Raw genomic sequence first — 15,986 nt, 5'->3', positions numbered from 1 at the left:
TCCTGAGGCCGCCCACCCTCCCCTCCCGCTCCGGCCACGAGCCCGGGCGGGCAGCGGACGGCCCGCTCTCCTTCTTCCCGTGACGCCGTGAGCGGCGTTCGCCGAGTGGGAAGAACAAGAACGGTGAGCGGAGCGTAACGTTGCGGGCGGATACGGAGTGGCTGGCCATGGGGACTCCCGAGGAACGCGTGGACGCGGGCGTGGCGGACGCCGTCACGTTGCTGCTCGACGCCGAGGGGCGGCTGCTGAGCTGGCCGCCCGCCGCCGAGCGGCTGCTCGGCCGGCGGGCAGCGGACGTCATCGACACCCCCGCGGTGGACCTGCTTGCCCCGGAGGACGCGGCGCGGCCGCCGGAGATCGCCGAGCGCTGCCGCACCGAGGGCGGCTGGACGGGTGTGCTGCGGCTCCGCCGTGACGACGGCATGAGGGTCACGCTGGGCGTACGGGTGGCCGGGCTCCCGGAGGGGATCGGCGGCACGTCCGTCCGCTGGATGGTCCTGGCGGCGGAGTCCCGCAGCACCGCCCGCTCCGTGGCGTCCGGGATGACCCCGGTGATGCTGGAGCGGATCGTGGGCCAGACGCCGATCGGGCTGGCCGTGGTCGACACCGAACTGCGCTGCGTGTGGTCGAACGCGGCACTGGAGCGCTTCGGTGGTGGCCCCTCCCAGGAGCGGATGGGGCGCCGGCTCGGGGAGATCCAGCCGGGCCTGAACGCCACGGTCCTGGAGGCGCAGATGCGGCAGGTCCTGGAGACGGGCGTGCCGGTGATCGACTACGAGCACGTCGGGCGGTTCCGCACCGATCCACGCCGCGAGAAGGCGCATGCGATGTCCTTCGTACGGCTGGAGGACGAGCGCGGCGTACCGGTGGGCGTCTGCTACTCCGTGGTCGACATCAGCGACCGCTGGCGGGCCCGGCAGCGGCTGTCACTACTGGACCGGGCCAGCGAGCACATCGGCCGCACCCTGGACGTGATGCACACCGCGCAGGACCTGGCGGACGTGGTCGTGCCCGACCTCGCCGACTACGTCGCCGTGGAGTTGCTGGAGTCGGTCATCAAGGGCGCGGAGCCGCAGCCCGGCCCGCTGGGCGACGCCGTCACCGTGCCGCTGCGCCGCGCCGGGATGCGGGCGGCGCGGCAGGGCGAGCCCGAGCCGGCGTTCGGCATCGGGGCGGTCTCCGCCTACCTGGAGGACACCCCGCCCATCCGGTGCCTGACCGACGGCACCTCCTGGCTCAGCTCCCGGCTGGACCCACTGGAGCTGGAGTGGGCCGCAGGACCGGCCGGCGACCGCGCGCTCCACTTCGGCGAACTCGGGCTCCACACGGCGATGGTGGTGCCGATCCGCGCCCGCGGGGTCACCCTCGGCGTGACCCTCTTCTTCCGGGTGCGCCGCGCCGACCCCTTCGACGGGGAGGACCTGCGCCTGGCGGAGGAGGTGGTGGCCAGGGCCGCGGTCTGCCTGGACAACGCGCGCCGCTACACCCGCGAGCGGGACGCCGCCCTCGTGCTGCAGCGCAGCCTGCTGCCGCACACCTTCCCGCCGCAGGAAGCGGTGGAGGTCGCCACCTACTACCGGCCGGCCGACGAGCTGTCGGGCGTGGGCGGCGACTGGTTCGACGTCATCCCGCTGTCCGGGGCCCGGGTCGCGCTCGTGGTGGGCGAGGTGGTGGGTCACGGCATCGAGGCGGCCGCGACCATGGGCCAGTTGCGCACGGCGGTACGGACCCTGGCCGACCTCGACCTGCCGCCCGAGGAACTGCTGGCGCACCTGGACGACCTGGTCGTCCAGGTCTCCCGGGAGGCCGGGGAGTCCGCGACCGTCGGGGTGGGCGGCAGCGCGCTCGGGTCGAGCTGCCTGTACGTGACGTACGACCCGGTCAGCAGGCACTGCGTCATGGCCAGCGCCGGGCACCTGCCGCCCGCGGTGCTCCGGCCCGCCGGCGAGCGGTGCGGGGCCGAGGGCGGGGAGGCCGTCCGCTTCCCCCGGCTGCCCATCGGGCCCGCGCTGGGCCTGGGCGGACTGCCCTTCGAGGCGGCCGAGTTGACGATGGAGGAGGGCAGCGTCCTCGCGCTGTACACGGACGGCCTGGTCGCGCCGGCGGACGGCGCGGGCGACGTGCCGGACAGCGGGCGGAGCCGGCTGCGGACCGCCCTGGAAGCCGAGGACCTGCCGCTGGACGCGTTGTGCCGCAGCGTCGTCGACGAACTGGCCCCCGCCCGCCCGCACGACGACGTGGCGCTGCTGCTGGCCAGGACCCGCAGCCTGGACATCGGCCGAGTCGCCTCCTGGGACCTGCCCACCGACCCCGCGGTCGTGGCCCGGGCCCGCGAGCTGTCCACCCGGCAGCTGGAGGACTGGGGCCTGGGCGACCTCGCCTTCACCACCGAACTGGTCGTCAGCGAGCTGGTCACCAACGCGATCCGGCACGGCTCCGGTCCGATCCGCCTGCGGCTGATCCTGGAGCGGGCGCTGACCTGCGAGGTCTCCGACGCCAGCAGCACCTCCCCGCACCTGCGGCACCCCCGCACCACCGACGAGGGCGGTCGCGGGCTGTTCCTGATCTCGCAGTTCGCCCAGCGGTGGGGCACCCGTTACACCGACGACGGGAAGATCATCTGGGCCGAGCAGTTCCTCGACGGGCACGGCCCCGACGTCGGCATCGGCATCGGCATCGACACGGTCACCGTGCGCGAACCGGCCTGACGCCGGACGCCGCCCCCGCGCGCTCCTTCGTTCACCCGTACGCCCCGGCGAGGTCGCCGGGGCGTCGTGCTCCAGGCCGAGGGGTCGAGATGGTCCAGACCTATTGCCATCTGGTCCAGACCTTTCTACTCTGCCAGGGAACTGTGGTGGGCATGACATGGAGTCAACCGCCCACCAGGCGGCACTGGTTTCCCCGTCGGCCCCCACTCGAGGAGCACCCCTTGAGCACTGGAGACACCCCACGCACTCCACGCACCAGACGCATCAGGACCACAGCCGCCGCGGGGCTCACCGCGCTGCTGCTCCCGTTCGCCGCGCTCGTCGGTCTGGCCACGCCGGCCCATGCCGCGGGTACCACCGCCACGTACACCAAGACCCAGGACTGGGGCACGGGGTTCGAGGGCAAGTGGACGATCACCAACAGCGGCACCTCGTCCATCAGCAGCTGGACCGTCGAGTGGGACTTCCCCGCCGGCACGTCGGTGACCTCGGCGTGGGACGCCGACGTGACCGCCTCCGGCACCCACTGGACCGGCAAGAACAAGAGCTGGAACGGCACGCTGGCCCCGGGCGCCAGCATCAGCTTCGGCTTCAACGGCACCGGTAGCGGCAGCCCGAGCGGCTGCAAGCTCAACGGCGGTTCCTGCACCGGCGGTGGCGGCGGCGACCCGACGCCCACGCCGACCCCGACGCCGACCCCCACCGGCCCCGCGGGGAACAAGATCCGCCTCGGCTACTTCGCCGAGTGGGGCGTCTACGGCCGCAACTACCACGTCAAGAACCTGGTGACCTCCGGCTCGGCGAGCAAGCTGACCCACATCAACTACGCCTTCGGCAACGTCACCAACGGCCAGTGCGCGATCGGCGACTCCTACGCCGACTACGACAAGGCCTACACCGCCGACCAGAGCGTCGACGGCGTCGCCGACACCTGGGACACCGGCGCCCTGCGCGGCAGCTTCAACCAGCTGCGCAAGCTGAAGAAGCAGTACCCGAACATCAAGATCCTCTGGTCCTTCGGCGGCTGGACCTGGTCCGGCGGCTTCGGCCAGGCGGCCGCCAACCCGACCGCCTTCGCCAACTCCTGCTACAACCTGGTCGAGGACCCGCGCTGGGCCGACGTCTTCGACGGCATCGACATCGACTGGGAGTACCCCAACGCCTGCGGTCTGTCCTGCGACACCAGCGGGGCCTCGTCCTTCAAGACGCTGATGTCCGCGCTGCGCACCAGGTTCGGCTCCAACAACCTGGTCACCGCGGCCATCACCGCCGACGGCACCAACGGCGGCAAGATCGACGCGGCCGACTACGCGGGCGCCGCGCAGTACGTGAACTACTACAACGTGATGACGTACGACTACTTCGGCGCCTTCGACGCGGACGGCCCGACCGCCCCGCACTCCCCGCTCACCTCCTACAGCGGCATCCCGATCGCCGGCTTCTACTCCGACGCGGCGATCCAGAAGCTGAAGAGCAAGGGCATCGCGTCGAACAAGCTCAACCTGGGCATCGGCTTCTACGGCCGCGGCTGGACCGGCGTCACGCAGTCGGCGCCGGGCGGTTCGGCGACCGGCGCCGCTCCCGGTACGTACGAGGCGGGCAACGAGGACTACAAGGTCCTCAAGAACACCTGCCCGGCCACCGGCACCGTCGCGGGCACCGCGTACGCCCACTGCGGCAACAACTGGTGGAGCTACGACACCCCGTCGACCATCGCGGGCAAGATGGCCTACGTGAAGAACCAGGGCCTCGGCGGCGCGTTCTTCTGGGAGTTCAGCGGCGACACCGGCAACGGTGAGCTGATCACCGCGATCAACAACGGTTTGAGCTAGTCCTCGGGAGCGGGCCGTACGGGCCGGAGGGGCGGAATCGTGACCGCCCCTCCGGCCCGGTCGCGTCGGGGCGCGGCGGGGTTCGTCAGCCGGTGGCGCAGGACGCGCCGTCGAGGGTGAAGCCGGTGGGCGGGGCGGAGACGCCCGGCCGGGTGCCGACCAGGCCGAAGCTGACCGAACCGCCCGCGCGCACCGACCGGTTGTAGCCCTTGGCCCGGGCGGTGACCGATCCGCCGCGCTGGGCGAAGTCGGCGTCCCACATCTGCGTGACGCGCCGGCCGTCGGAGTACCTCCAGCCGACCCTCCAGTCGTCGAGGTCCGTGCGGGTCGTCAGGGTGACCGTGGCCTGGAAGCCGTCGTACCACTGCTCGTTCACCTCGTAGGTGATCGTGCAGGACGGCGCCGGCTCCTTCGGGGCCTCGTGCGCGGGCGGCGCGGCGGAGGACGGTGCGCGATCGGCGGCGGGGATGGTGTGCTCGGCTGCGGAGGGCCCGATCTCCTCGGGGAACGGCGCGCTCTCGGCGGGCTCCGGCGCCCCGGAGGCGCCGGACGCGCCCGGTGACGGCAGCGGGGGGAAACCGGGACCGTCCGGGGCGGTGCCGTCCTTGCCGCCCTGGGCCGTCGGAAGGGCCCGGGCGGACCGGGGGGCGGAGTCGTCGGTGGTGACCAGGGCCGTCAGGCAGATCACGGCGGCCAGCACCGCGACCGCCCCGGCCACGGCGGCCCTGCCCCCGGGGACGCGGGTCCTCGCCCGTGCGGCACGGGCGGCGCGCGCGGCCCGCCGCGACGGCGGGGCCGCGGTGGCGCCCCGGCGCCGGGCCTCCAGATAGGCCGGCCCCGCCCAGCCCAGCACCCCTTCGGCCAGCGCCTCGGGCAGTCCGCCGCCGAGCGGGGTCAGGCACACGGCCGCCCGCGCGCACTCGGCGCACCCGCGCAGGTGCCGGCGCAGGTCCCCGGGTGCCGCCTCGACGGGCATCCGGGTGGCCGCGTCCAGCAGCCGGGCGTACCCCTGGCACTCGTCGGAGGGCGGTTCCTCCTGGTGGGCACGGAGGCAGCGGTCGCGGAAGTCCTCGCGGGCCCGGTCGATCTCCCGCTCCACCGCGGTGACGTCCACGCCCAGCGCGTGTGCCGTCACGGCCGCGGGGCGGCACTCGACCTCGGTGGACCACAGCAGTGCCGCGTCCGGTTCCGCCATGGCGCGCAGTCCGCGCAGGGCCAGCGGTTCCGGGCGCGGTGCCCTGCCCCGGCGCGCGGCGCGTTCCGCGTTGAGCCAGATGCGGAACTCCGGCTGCAGGCTGTCGCCCTCGCCCCGGGCCTGCCAGGACGCGGCGGTGTCCCGTACGGCGGTCAGCAGCAGCGGCAGGGGCGGCAGCCCCGGTCCGGGTGCGCCGTCCGCCGCGTCGGGCGTCAGGTCCAGACCGCGGTCGAACGCGTCGGCGGCCAGTCGGCCGCCGTCCTCGGGGGAGAGCGAGCACAGCTGGGCGAAGCACAGCGCTTCCGCCCAGTACTCGGACAGCGGTACGGCCTCGGGGACCGGGGCTGGGGCAGTCATCGAGTGGTGAACCAACCCTTCGGCGTCGGGAGGCGGTTGCGCCTGCGCCTGGTGGTGCGGGGAGCCTTTCACGGTTTCCACACAAGTAGCAAGGCGCGACTTCGTTTGCCGAAGGGGTAGTTGGGGCGTGAGCGGTGATGTCCGCTTCTGCCCCCTTGTGAACGGCGGGATCAGCCGTGGTGGACGAAGCGGGCGGCGACCGAGAGGGTCGCGGCGCCCTTGATCATGCCCATCCGGTTCCAGGTGAGGCCGAAGTCGGCCCGGTCGACGACCGCATCGGCGGTGAGCACGACGGCGTCGGCGGAGGAGGACTCGACGCGTCCGGTGAGGGCGAGCGGGCGGGTGGTGCCGCGGACGGTCAGCTCGCCGTCGACGGAGAGGGCGCCGTCGGTGCCGGCGGTGACCCGGCGGGCGGTGAAGACGATCGCCGGGTGGGTCGCGACGTCGAGGAAGTCGGCGGAGTGCAGGTGGGTGTCGCGCTGCTTGTTGCCGGTGTCCAGGGAGGCGGCGCCCACGGTCAGGGTGCCCTGCCCGGTGCCGTCGGCCGCGAGTTCGCCCTCGCCCCCGACCTCGGTGAACGCGCCCTTCACGGTGGCCATGCCCCACATCGTCCGGTGCGTGAGCCGCACGGCCGAGCCCGCGGGGTCGAGGGCCCAGGAGCCCGTGCGCAGACCGGTGGGGGTGGTCGTCGAGTCGCTCATGGGGTGTCGCACCCTTCGATAGCTCGCCAGATATTAAGTAGCCAGTTAGACAATAACTGGCGTTGGTACCCTGGGCAATGTGACGGCGGAGATCCACGCGGAGACGGACGGCCGGTGCCCGGACACCGCCGACCTGCACCTGCTCGCGCGGTGGGACGCGCTGCAGTCGGGCTTCCGGCGGCTCACGGACCAGTTGCTGGCGGACGTCGAGGCGCGGTCGGGGCTGGCCCCGTCCTCGTTCCAGGCGCTGTGGTTCCTGATGACCACGCCGGAGCGGTCGGCGCCGATGTACCGGCTCGCGGGGACGCTGGGCTTCACCACGGCGGGCACCACCAAGGTCGCCGACCGCCTCACGGAGGCGGGGCTCATCGAACGCCGTCCCTGCCGGGAGGACCGGCGCGTCACCCTGGCGGTGCTGACCGAACGCGGCCTCCAGGTGGCGATGACGGCGGCGCTCACGCTGGCCGACGCGCTGCGTGAGCGCGTGGTCGGGCCGCTGGGCGGCGCGGAGCGGTTCGACGCGCTCGCGGTGGCGGTCACCGCCGTCGACCCGGAGCCGCCGTCCCGGCCCCCGTGCGGGGGCTGAGGCTCAGGCCCGGACGGTGACCGAGCGGGGGTCGAAGCCGTAGGGCAGTTCGAGGCGGTGGGCGCGCATCAGGGCGTCGTCGGCGAGGAGCTCCTGGGTGCGGCCGTCGGCGACGACGGTTCCACCGCTGAGGACGACCGAGCGCGGGCACAGCTCCAGGGCGTACGGCAGGTCGTGGGTGACCATCAGGACCGTGACGTCCAGCGAGCGCAGGATGTCGGCGAGTTCGCGGCGGGAGGCGGGGTCCAGGTTGGAGGAGGGCTCGTCCAGGACGAGGATCTCCGGCTCCATGGCGAGGACGGTCGCCACCGCCACGCGGCGCCGCTGCCCGAACGACAGGTGGTGCGGCGGCCGGTCGGCGAACTCCGTCATGCCGACCCGCTCCAGCGCCCTGCGGACGCAGGCCTCCAGCTCGGCGCCGCGCAGACCGGCCGCGGCCGGGCCGAAGGCGACGTCCTCGCGGACGGTGGGCATGAAGAGCTGGTCGTCCGGGTCCTGGAAGACGATGCCGACCCGGCGCCTGACCTCGGCCACGTTCTTGCGCTCGCCGACCGGGAGGCCGGCGACGGTCACCGAGCCGGCGCCCGCCTCGAGGATGCCGTTGAGGTGCAGCACGAGGGTGGTCTTGCCGGCGCCGTTGGGGCCGAGGAGGGCCACCCGCTCGCCGCGGGCGATGGTCAGGTCGACGCCGAACAGCGCCTGGTGGCCGTCGGGGTAGGCGTAGGCGAGGCCCTTGACCTCGAGCGAAGGTGTCACAGGAACCATCCCATCAGACAGACCAGCAGCGCCGCGGCCGGGAGCGCGGCGGCGTACGACCACTGGGCGCGCGAGGCCGTCACCTCGTCGATCACCGGCATGCTGCCGGCGTAGCCCCGGCTGACCATGGCCAGGTGGACGCGTTCGCCGCGTTCGTAGGAGCGGATGAACAGGGCGCCCGCGGACTTGGCGAGCACGCCCCAGTGACGCGGGCCGCGCGCCTCGAAGCCGCGCGAGAGGCGGGCGACGCGCATCCGGCGCATCTCGTCGGTGATGACGTCCCCGTACCGGATCATGAACGAGGCGATCTGCACCAGCAGCGCCGGCAGCCGCAGCCGCTGCAGGCCCAGGAGCAGTGCGCGCAGCTCGGTGGTGGACGCCAGCAGGACGGAGGCGGCGACGCCGAGGGTGCCCTTGGCCAGGATGTTCCAGGCGCCCCACAGGCCGTTCACGCTGAGGGACAGGCCCAGCACCTCGGTGCGCGGGCCCTCGGCGACGAACGGCATGAGGAAGGCGAAGGCGACGAAGGGCACTTCGATCAGCAGCCGCCGCAGCAGGAATCCGGCCGGGACGCGCGCCACGGTGGCGACCGTGGCCAGCAGCACCGCGTACAGGCCGAAGGCCCACATCGCCGTGCGCGGGGTGGAGACCACCACCAGGACGAAGCAGAAGACCGCGGCGATCTTGCACTGCGGGGGCAGCGCGTGCACCGGCGAGTGGCCGTGCCGGTAGAGCCGGTGGGCGTGCCCCGCTCCCACGGCTAGACCTCCTCCGCGCGCGGACGGCGGCGGACGACCCAGAAGACGCCGGTGCCGAGCGCGAGGGTGACACCGACGCCGATCACACCGGCGAGGCCGCCGGAGAGCCGGGCGTTGCCGACGTCCTCGGTCCGGTAGTCGGCGAGCGGGGAGTCCTTGGCCGCGTGGTCCTCGGCCTTCTTGTCGATGCCGTGGTCCGCCGCGACCTTCTCCAGGCCGTCCGGGCTGGCGGAGGCGTAGTAGCTGACGAATCCGGCGAGCAGCACGGCGGCGATGAGGCCGGCGATCCACAGCGGCCGTATGCCGCCGCGCTTGGGGGTGTCGGTCACGGCCGCCATCAGACGGTCGCCTCCTTGAGCTCCAGCGGGCGGCGCAGGCCACGGGCGCCGTGGACGAGGTCGGGGCGGACGGCGACGACGGCGCCCACCGTCGCCGCGGTGATCACCGCCTCGCCGATGCCGATCAGGACGTGCACGCCGACCATGGCGGTGAAGACCTTGCCGAGCGAGACGTCGGTCGTCCCGCCCAGCGCGTAGATCCCGGTGAAGGCGACCGCCGCCGCGGGGACGGAGAGCAGGGCCGCGACGAAGGCCGCGCCGGTCACCCCGCCGCGTCCGTTCGGCAGCACCTTGACCAGCCCACGGAAGACGGCGTAGGCGACGACCACGGTGACGATCGCCATGTCGGTGATGTTCACGCCGAGCGCGGTCAGGCCGCCGTCGGCGAAGAGCACGCCCTGGATCAGCAGGACGACGGACACGCACAGCACCCCTGTGTAGGGGCCGACGAGTATCGCCGCCAGCGCGCCGCCGAGGAGATGGCCGCTGGTACCGGCGGCCACGGGGAAGTTGAGCATCTGGACGGCGAAGATGAACGCCGAGACGAGTCCGGCCAGCGGCGCGGTGCGCTCGTCCAGCTCGCGCCGCGCACCGCGCAGGCTCACCGCTACGGCTGCGGCCGCGACGGCACCGGTCGCCACCGACACCGGGGCGTCGACGAATCCGTCGGGTACATGCATGGGGGAGCTCCAGGTCGGGTCCGGCCGGCGGCCGGTCGGGTCGGCGAATCAGGGCGCTCAATCATAGGGTCTTATTGCGACCTGTTTGCAAGAGCCTGTTCGCCGCTGGAGCGCACCCCGCTCAGCCCAGCGGGCGTCCCGCCCGCAGGTTCCAGCGTCCGGACCGCCCGCTGAATTCCGTCGCCGTCAGCGGGGGCACGTCGATCCGCCAGAAGGCGGCCTCGGGCGTACCCAGGACCCGTACCGCGCAGGCCCGGACGATCTCCGGCTCGACGACGGCGAGCACCCGCCCCGGCGTCGCGGCGAGCCCGTCGAGCCACGCGCCGGCCCGGGCGCACAGTTCGCGCAGCGACTCGGCGTCGTGCGGTGCGGCGTCCGGGTCGGAGAGCCAGGCGGCGACGGCCTCCGGCTCCTCGGCGCTCACCTCGGCCAGTGTCCGCCCCCGCCAGCGGCCCAGCGCCCACCCCGCGGGGGCCGTCTCCCGCGCGGCGAGGCCGAGCGCCTCGGCGGTCGCGCGGCAGCGCACGGTGGGCGAGACGAGCACGGGCCCCGCGGAGGGCAGGGAACCGGCCAACGCGCGGGCGGCGGCGAGCGCGTGCTCGTCCGGCGGCACGTCGTCGTCGAAACGCGCCTCGCGCAGCGCCGCGTTCACCACCGGTGAGATCAACATCACCCGGGTCGTCATGCACCCTCCTCGCCCTGCGGCGACCCCTCGGAATCGCCAACTGCCGCCTCACACCTGGCCGGTCGGTCGCACGGAAGCAGCTCCCGCGCATGCCGGGGCGCATACACGCGCCCTTGGCCGGATCACCGGATCGCGGTACCGTCACGACGACATTCACGACGACACGGCGGAAGTCCGGTGCAAATCCGGCACGGTCGCGCCACTGTAAGCCCAGCCCAGCGCCAGGCGAGTCAGACCCGCAGTCGTCCGACAGAGCTCCACCGACCGGGACGCGAGTTCCCACCAGGAGGTCATGCCATGGCGCAGTCCGCCGTTCCGCCTGCCGTCGCCCCTTCCGCCGTCCCCGTGACGCTGCCGATCCGGGCGATCCTGCCCTGGGCGGCCTTCTTCGGCGTCCTGATGCTGGTCCTGCTCTACTTCGTGGGTGCCGAGCAGGGGGCGACGTCCCTCCTGTCCGGTGAGAACGTCCACGAGTGGGTGCACGACGGGCGTCACCTGCTCGGCTTCCCCTGCCACTGACAGGGGCGCCGCGCCGATGAACCCCGCCGCCTCCGCCACCCCCGTCAACTCCGTCACCGTCAGGCAACTGCTGGTGCGGGGCATGCTGGCCGGCCTCGCCGCCGGCGGGCTCGCCCTGGTCGTCGCCTACCTGCTGGGCGAGTCCCGGGTCGACGCCGCCATCGCGTTCGAGGAGTCGCACGCCCACGAGCACGGCGGCGCCGAACCGGTCAGCCGTGCCCTGCAGTCCACCGCAGGCCTGGCCACCGGCATCCTCCTGTATGGCGTGGCGCTGGGCGGCATCGCCGCCCTCGCCTACTGCTTCGCCCTCGGGCGGATCGGCCGCTTCGGTGCCCGGCCGACGGCGCTGCTGCTGTCGGCCGCCGCGCTGGTCGCGGTCTACGTCGTGCCCTTCCTGAAGTACCCGGCCAACCCGCCGGCCGTCGGCGACCCCGACACCATCGGCAAGCGCACCACGCTGTACTTCCTGATGATGCTGCTCAGCGTGCTGCTCGCGGTCGCCACCGTGATCCTCGGCAAGCGCCTCGCGCCGCGCCTGGGCAACTGGTACGCGACCGTGGCCGCCGGTGGGTTCTTCGTCCTGGCCGTGGGGCTCGCGTACGCCTTCCTGCCCGGGATCAACGAGGTGCCGGAGCACTTCCCGGCGGCGCTGCTGTGGCAGTTCCGCCTGGCGGCGCTGGCGATCCAGCTGACGCTGTGGACCTCCTTCGGGCTGGTCTTCGGCCACCTGGCCGGACGCCTGCTGGAACCGGGTCCGGCGGCCGCCCCCACGGGGCGCGACACCGTGGGCGCGGGCACGGCGGCCTCCGTCTAGGCCTCCGCCACACCGGCCGTGACCGCCCGTACGACGCTCAGCGCGTCGTGCGGGCGGTCGTGTGTGCGTCGGTCCGTACGTCGGTCCGCGCGTCCGTCCGCGCGGAGATCAGCGTGTGCAGGCGCTCCGCCGCGGCACGGCCGAAGGCCGGGTCGTTGATGTGCGTGTCGTACTCGGCGAGTTCCACCCGGCTGCCGCGCAGCTCCTCGCGGAGGGTGCGGAACAGCACCCCGTCCACCGCACGGTCGTGGTACGGCCCGCCCGGCGCCCCGAGGGTGGACAGCCCGCGCAGCGGCAGCAGGAGCGCGGCCGGGCCGGTGGCCGCGCGCAGCTTCGCCGCGACCTGGCGGCCGAGTTCGGCGCACTCGGCGGCGGAGGTGCGGATCACCGTCACCGACGGGTTGTGGACGTGGACGTGCCGGGCCCGGAAGCGGTCCGGCAGCGAGGCGAGCGGGCCGAACTTGACCATGTCCAGCGCGCCGGGGCTCACCACCTGCGGCAGCCCGGCGCGCCCTGCGGTGCGCAGCCGGTCGGGCCCCGCGCCGAAGGCACCGCCGACCAGCTCGTCGGCGAGCTCGCTGAGCGTCAGGTCCAGCACCCCGCTGAACATGCCCTCCCCGGTCAGTGCCTCCAGGGAGCGGCCGCCGGAGCCCACGGAGTGGAAGACCAGCACCTCGTAACCGAGTTCGGTGAGCCGTGCGCGGGCGGCGTCGACCCCGGGGGTCGTCACCCCCGCCATGCTCGCCGCCACCAGCGGCCGGTCCCCGGCGGGCGCGGCGGGTGCCCCGGCGAAGCCCCTGGCCATCCCGGCGACGGCGTCCGCCGCGTTGGCCAGGATCGGCGCCGAGACCCGGTTGACGCCCGCGATGTCGACGACGCTGTACATCATGGCGATGTCCGTCGAGCCGACGTACGGGGAGACGTCGCCCGCGGCCATCGAGGAGACCATCAGCTTCGGCACGCCGAGCGGCAGCGCCCGCATCGCACGGGTCGCGATCGAGGTGCCGCCGCTGCCGCCGATGGCCAGGACGCCGTGCAGCCGGCCCTCGTCGTACAGCCGGCGCACCACCCGCGCCGCCCCCTCGGCCATGACCGTCACCGCGGCGCCGCGGTCGCCCGCCCTGCGCAGCCGTTCGGCGTCCGCGCCCGCGGCCGACGCCACGACGCTGCGGGGGATGTCCGGGGTGACCAGGGGCTCACCGGCCACGCCCGCGTCGATCAGCACGACCTCCACGGCGCCGCGCAGCAGGCGGTCCCGCAGCCAGCCGTACTCCGTGCCCTTGGTGTCCAGCGTTCCCAGCAGCGCGACGACCGGCATGGACAACAGTGTTGGGCCCGATCCGGGAAGTGACAAGGCCTCATGACGGGGGCACGGGGCGCAGCAGCAGGAGCGCGGTGTCGTCGGTGCGGTCGGTGGCGGGACCGTCGTGGTGCACGAGCACCTCGGCGAGTTCGTCCAGTGGGAGCCGGCCCCGGCAGGACAGGGCCACGGCCAAGGAGGCGATCGCCTCGTCCAGGTCGCGGCCGGGGGTCTCGATGAGCCCGTCGGTGTACAGCGCGAGCACCGCGCCGCGGGGCAGCGTCAGCGTGGTGGTGGGGTACTCGGCGTCCGGGTCGATGCCGAGCAGCAGCCCGGTCGGCAGGCTCAGGATGTCGGTGCGGCCGTCGGGGAAGCGCAGCAGGGCCGGCGGGTGGCCAGCGGAGGCCAGCCTCAGGGCGCCGTCGGTGAGCCGGAGGTGGGCGTAGAGGCAGCTGGTGAAGAGCCCGGTGTCGAGCTCGTCGAGCAGCCGGTTGGTGCGGGACAGCACCTGGTCGGGGGAGGCGCCGGCGGTGGCGTGCGCGTGCACCGCGGTGCGCACCTGGCCCATCAGGGCGGCGGCGTTGACGTTGTGGCCCTGGACGTCGCCGATGACGGCGGCCGCGCAGGTGTCGTCCAGCCGGATCAGGTCGTAGAAGTCGCCGCCGACCTCCATGCCGCTGGTCGCCGGCAGGTAGCGGGCGGCGACCTCCAAACCGGGCAGGGAGGGCAGGGTGTGCGGCAGCAGTCCCGACTGGAGGCTGTGCGCGAGGTGGTGCTTGGCGTCGTAGATCCGGGCCCGGTCCAGGGCCTGGGCGATCAGCCCGCTGAGCGAGGTCAGGGCGGCCCGTTCGTCGGCGGGGAAGGAGCGCTCCCGGGCGAAGGCGAGGATGCAGCAGCCCACGGGACGGCCGGAGGCGATCAGCGGCAGGAACGCCCAGGCCGCCATGCCCGACTGCAGGTCCAGGTCCGGGTAGGTCCGTATGAGGTCCTCGCGTGAGCCGAAGAAGCTGGGGACGCCGTTGGTGAGGGCCCTGGTCGCCGGGAGGCGCGCGGTGAGCGCGGTGCCGTCCAGGGCCGCCATGACCTCGGGCCGGTAGCCGCGGTCGCCGATGACGCGCAGCCGGCCGCCCTCCGCGACGCACAGTACGAAGGCGTCGGCTCCGATGGCGGCCGGGAAGAGGTCGGCGACCAGGCGGACGACGTCGTCCACGCCGACGGCCTCGGTGAGGGCCGTCGCGAGGTGCATGAGGTGGTAGATCGCCCCGATCCGGACCGGCACCGCGGCCTCGTCGTAGGGCGGGGCCGACGGGGCGGGGCCCGCAGCCGCATCGGTGGGGGAGATCCGCACGCTGACCCCGGTCGCGTCCGGGTAGAGCTGGACGAGCAGCCAGTGGTCGGGCGGCCGCAGGGCGGTGAACGAGACCGGCTGTCCGCTGAGCACGGCGGCGCGGTAGCGGTCCTCGTGGGCGGGATCGCGCAGCCAGCGCAGGCTCTCCCAGGGGAAGGTGCCCACGAGCCGCTCGACGGGCACGCCGACCAGCTCGGCCGCGCGGGGGGTGACGTAGGTGAGCCGCCCGTCGAAGTCGAGCGCGCAGGCTCCCTCGGGCAGCCGCCGGGCCCAGTCCGCCGCGGCCAGTGCCTGGTCCGGGTCCACCGGGACCGCCCGCGCGGTCCGCAGCACGCGCGGCTCGGGCCCCGGCAGGATCGGCTCCCCGCCGGCGCCGGCCCGTGCGAGCCGGCCGGACAGGCGCTCGCGGGCGTGCTCCAGCAGCGCGCGCTCCGCGGGCGGCGCCTCGGCGGGGCGCGGCCGGGACCAGATCAGCACGAGCGTGCCGAGCACGGCCTCCCCGTCGGTGAGCGGGGCGGCCACCATGGACAGGTCGTACGGCATGACCAGGGCCGTGCGCGGATAGCGGTCGGCCAGTTCCTCCCGGGAGCCGATCCGGATCGTCCGGCCCTCCCGCACGGCGTCGGCCACCGGGGTCGAGCGCTCCATGGGCAGCCGCGACCAGGGCATCGACAGCTCCCGGGGTGCCCCGGTGATGACCTCCATGCCCAGTGCGCGGCCCCCGGGCATCACCAGGAAGACCGCACCGACATGGGCGCCCGTCTCACGCACCACTTCGGCGAGCACCTGGTCCAGCAGCTCCCGCGCGGGGGCAGTCACCACCATGTGTGGCTCCACCATCGGGCCGACACCACCTATAAGGGGACGATACGCCCCTCCCCGCCCCGCCTCCTCTTGCCGGAAGCGGCACCCTGGCGACGGGCGCGCCGCTCGGCCGGTGGGCCGGGGACGGGTGCCGTTGGTGCGCGGAGGTGTTGCGCCGCGGCGGGGCGACAGGCGGTCGCTCCAGGCCGCCGGGGTTGCTCGGGCCATGGGCCGCGCCGGGCGGGTGTTGTCGACGTGGCGGCCCAGGCGGGGCGGGATCGTCAGCCTCGGCGGCGCGCTCGCCCGTGTCCCCGGCTGCCGCCGCGCGGCGCACGATGCGGCGGGCGACGGTGCGCGGCAGCAGAGCCGACACGTGCGACGAGGCGGGTGGGCCCGACACCGGGCCGTCCCATGGCGGCGTGGTCTGCCCAGGGGCGACAGGCGGCCTCCCGGCGCCCTCCGGGGCCGCGCTGGGCGGGGGTGTGCGGGACCGGGTGGTCGCCCCCGCGGAGCGGGTCAGCGGGCCGGGGCGGCCGGGGTGGCGGCGATCGCGCCGCCGGCCTGGTCGGCGAGGGTGACGGCGACCAGACGGGCCTGGCGGGAGG

Annotated in this window: 12 protein-coding genes and 1 pseudogene; 5 read left to right on the top strand and 8 right to left on the bottom strand. The window is 74.2% G+C overall.

Going from position 1 to position 15,986, the window contains the following annotated elements; translation table 11 throughout:
- The first annotated feature begins 167 nt into the window (after nt 1–167).
- Nucleotides 168–2,708: a SpoIIE family protein phosphatase gene (locus PV341_RS35710; protein WP_500331442.1), complete on the top strand. Its 2,541-nt coding sequence runs from the start codon at nt 168–170 to the stop codon at nt 2,706–2,708.
- A 221-nt stretch (nt 2,709–2,929) separates the two neighbouring features.
- Nucleotides 2,930–4,540, top strand: a complete 1,611-nt coding sequence (locus tag PV341_RS35705; protein WP_500359989.1) for a glycosyl hydrolase family 18 protein — start codon at nt 2,930–2,932, stop codon at nt 4,538–4,540.
- Between the two features lie 85 nt (nt 4,541–4,625).
- Here PV341_RS35705 and PV341_RS35700 read toward each other — a convergent pair whose 3' ends face one another.
- Both PV341_RS35700 and PV341_RS35695 read right to left on the bottom strand, forming a co-directional pair.
- Nucleotides 4,626–6,092, bottom strand: a complete 1,467-nt coding sequence (locus tag PV341_RS35700) for a cellulose binding domain-containing protein (protein ID WP_500359988.1) — start codon at nt 6,090–6,092, stop codon at nt 4,626–4,628.
- 170 nt (nt 6,093–6,262) lie between these two features.
- On the bottom strand, nt 6,263–6,793 hold the full coding sequence (locus PV341_RS35695; protein ID WP_500322411.1) for a YceI family protein: 531 nt from the start codon (nt 6,791–6,793) through the stop codon (nt 6,263–6,265).
- 79 nt (nt 6,794–6,872) lie between these two features.
- Between PV341_RS35695 and PV341_RS35690 the strand changes: the two genes are divergently transcribed.
- On the top strand, nt 6,873–7,379 hold the full coding sequence (locus PV341_RS35690) for a MarR family winged helix-turn-helix transcriptional regulator (protein ID WP_500322412.1): 507 nt from the start codon (nt 6,873–6,875) through the stop codon (nt 7,377–7,379).
- A 3-nt stretch (nt 7,380–7,382) separates the two neighbouring features.
- On the opposite strand, the gene PV341_RS35685 is transcribed toward PV341_RS35690, so the two are convergent.
- The 4 genes and pseudogenes from PV341_RS35685 to PV341_RS35670 all read right to left on the bottom strand — a co-directional run bounded on the left by PV341_RS35685 (nt 7,383) and on the right by PV341_RS35670 (nt 10,596).
- Nucleotides 7,383–8,144 carry an energy-coupling factor ABC transporter ATP-binding protein gene (locus tag PV341_RS35685; protein ID WP_500322414.1) on the bottom strand — a complete coding sequence of 254 codons (762 nt, stop codon included), beginning with the start codon at nt 8,142–8,144 and terminating at the stop codon, nt 7,383–7,385.
- Nucleotides 8,132–8,893: a cobalt ECF transporter T component CbiQ gene (gene cbiQ, locus PV341_RS35680; RefSeq protein ID WP_500359987.1), complete on the bottom strand. Its 762-nt coding sequence runs from the start codon at nt 8,891–8,893 to the stop codon at nt 8,132–8,134. Before cbiQ ends, PV341_RS35685 begins: the two co-directional genes overlap by 13 nt.
- 2 nt (nt 8,894–8,895) lie before the next feature.
- A pseudogene (locus PV341_RS35675) lies at nt 8,896–9,911 on the bottom strand (energy-coupling factor ABC transporter permease).
- Between the two features lie 121 nt (nt 9,912–10,032).
- Nucleotides 10,033–10,596 (bottom strand): histidine phosphatase family protein, encoded by a 564-nt coding sequence (locus PV341_RS35670; RefSeq protein WP_500322418.1) that lies wholly within the window; start codon nt 10,594–10,596, stop codon nt 10,033–10,035.
- A 297-nt stretch (nt 10,597–10,893) separates the two neighbouring features.
- Here PV341_RS35670 and PV341_RS35665 point away from each other — a divergent pair, with 297 nt between their 5' ends.
- Complete coding sequence (locus PV341_RS35665) at nt 10,894–11,115, top strand: CbtB domain-containing protein (RefSeq protein WP_500322420.1); 222 nt, start codon at nt 10,894–10,896, stop codon at nt 11,113–11,115.
- 16 nt (nt 11,116–11,131) lie between these two features.
- Entirely contained in the window at nt 11,132–11,929 is a 798-nt protein-coding gene (locus tag PV341_RS35660) for a CbtA family protein (protein ID WP_500322422.1), read from the top strand.
- 37 nt (nt 11,930–11,966) lie between these two features.
- On the opposite strand, the gene PV341_RS35655 is transcribed toward PV341_RS35660, so the two are convergent.
- Entirely contained in the window at nt 11,967–13,247 is a 1,281-nt protein-coding gene (locus PV341_RS35655; protein ID WP_500322424.1) for a Tm-1-like ATP-binding domain-containing protein, read from the bottom strand.
- 40 nt (nt 13,248–13,287) lie between these two features.
- Entirely contained in the window at nt 13,288–15,402 is a 2,115-nt protein-coding gene (locus PV341_RS35650; protein WP_500359986.1) for a SpoIIE family protein phosphatase, read from the bottom strand.
- Between the last annotated feature and the right edge of the window lie 584 nt (nt 15,403–15,986).

Origin of the sequence: Streptomyces sp. PA03-1a, from assembly GCF_033792805.1 — a bacterium.
Lineage (GTDB): Bacteria > Actinomycetota > Actinomycetes > Streptomycetales > Streptomycetaceae > Actinacidiphila.
Note: the sequence above shows the minus strand (reverse complement) of the source record. Positions and strands in the feature narration are given on the sequence as shown.

Bases quoted from the DNA above. Each gene is read 5' to 3' on its own strand.
- PV341_RS35650 (WP_500359986.1), bottom strand. From the start codon at position 15,402: ATGGTGGTGACTGCCCCCGCGCGGGAGCTGCTGGACCAGGTGCTCGCC.
- PV341_RS35665 (WP_500322420.1), top strand. From the start codon at position 10,894: ATGGCGCAGTCCGCCGTTCCGCCTGCCGTCGCCCCTTCCGCCGTCCCC.
- PV341_RS35670 (WP_500322418.1), bottom strand. From the start codon at position 10,596: ATGACGACCCGGGTGATGTTGATCTCACCGGTGGTGAACGCGGCGCTG.
- PV341_RS35700 (WP_500359988.1), bottom strand. From the start codon at position 6,092: ATGACTGCCCCAGCCCCGGTCCCCGAGGCCGTACCGCTGTCCGAGTAC.
- PV341_RS35695 (WP_500322411.1), bottom strand. From the start codon at position 6,793: ATGAGCGACTCGACGACCACCCCCACCGGTCTGCGCACGGGCTCCTGG.
- PV341_RS35660 (WP_500322422.1), top strand. From the start codon at position 11,132: ATGAACCCCGCCGCCTCCGCCACCCCCGTCAACTCCGTCACCGTCAGG.
- PV341_RS35710 (WP_500331442.1), top strand. From the start codon at position 168: ATGGGGACTCCCGAGGAACGCGTGGACGCGGGCGTGGCGGACGCCGTC.
- PV341_RS35655 (WP_500322424.1), bottom strand. From the start codon at position 13,247: ATGCCGGTCGTCGCGCTGCTGGGAACGCTGGACACCAAGGGCACGGAG.
- PV341_RS35685 (WP_500322414.1), bottom strand. From the start codon at position 8,144: ATGGTTCCTGTGACACCTTCGCTCGAGGTCAAGGGCCTCGCCTACGCC.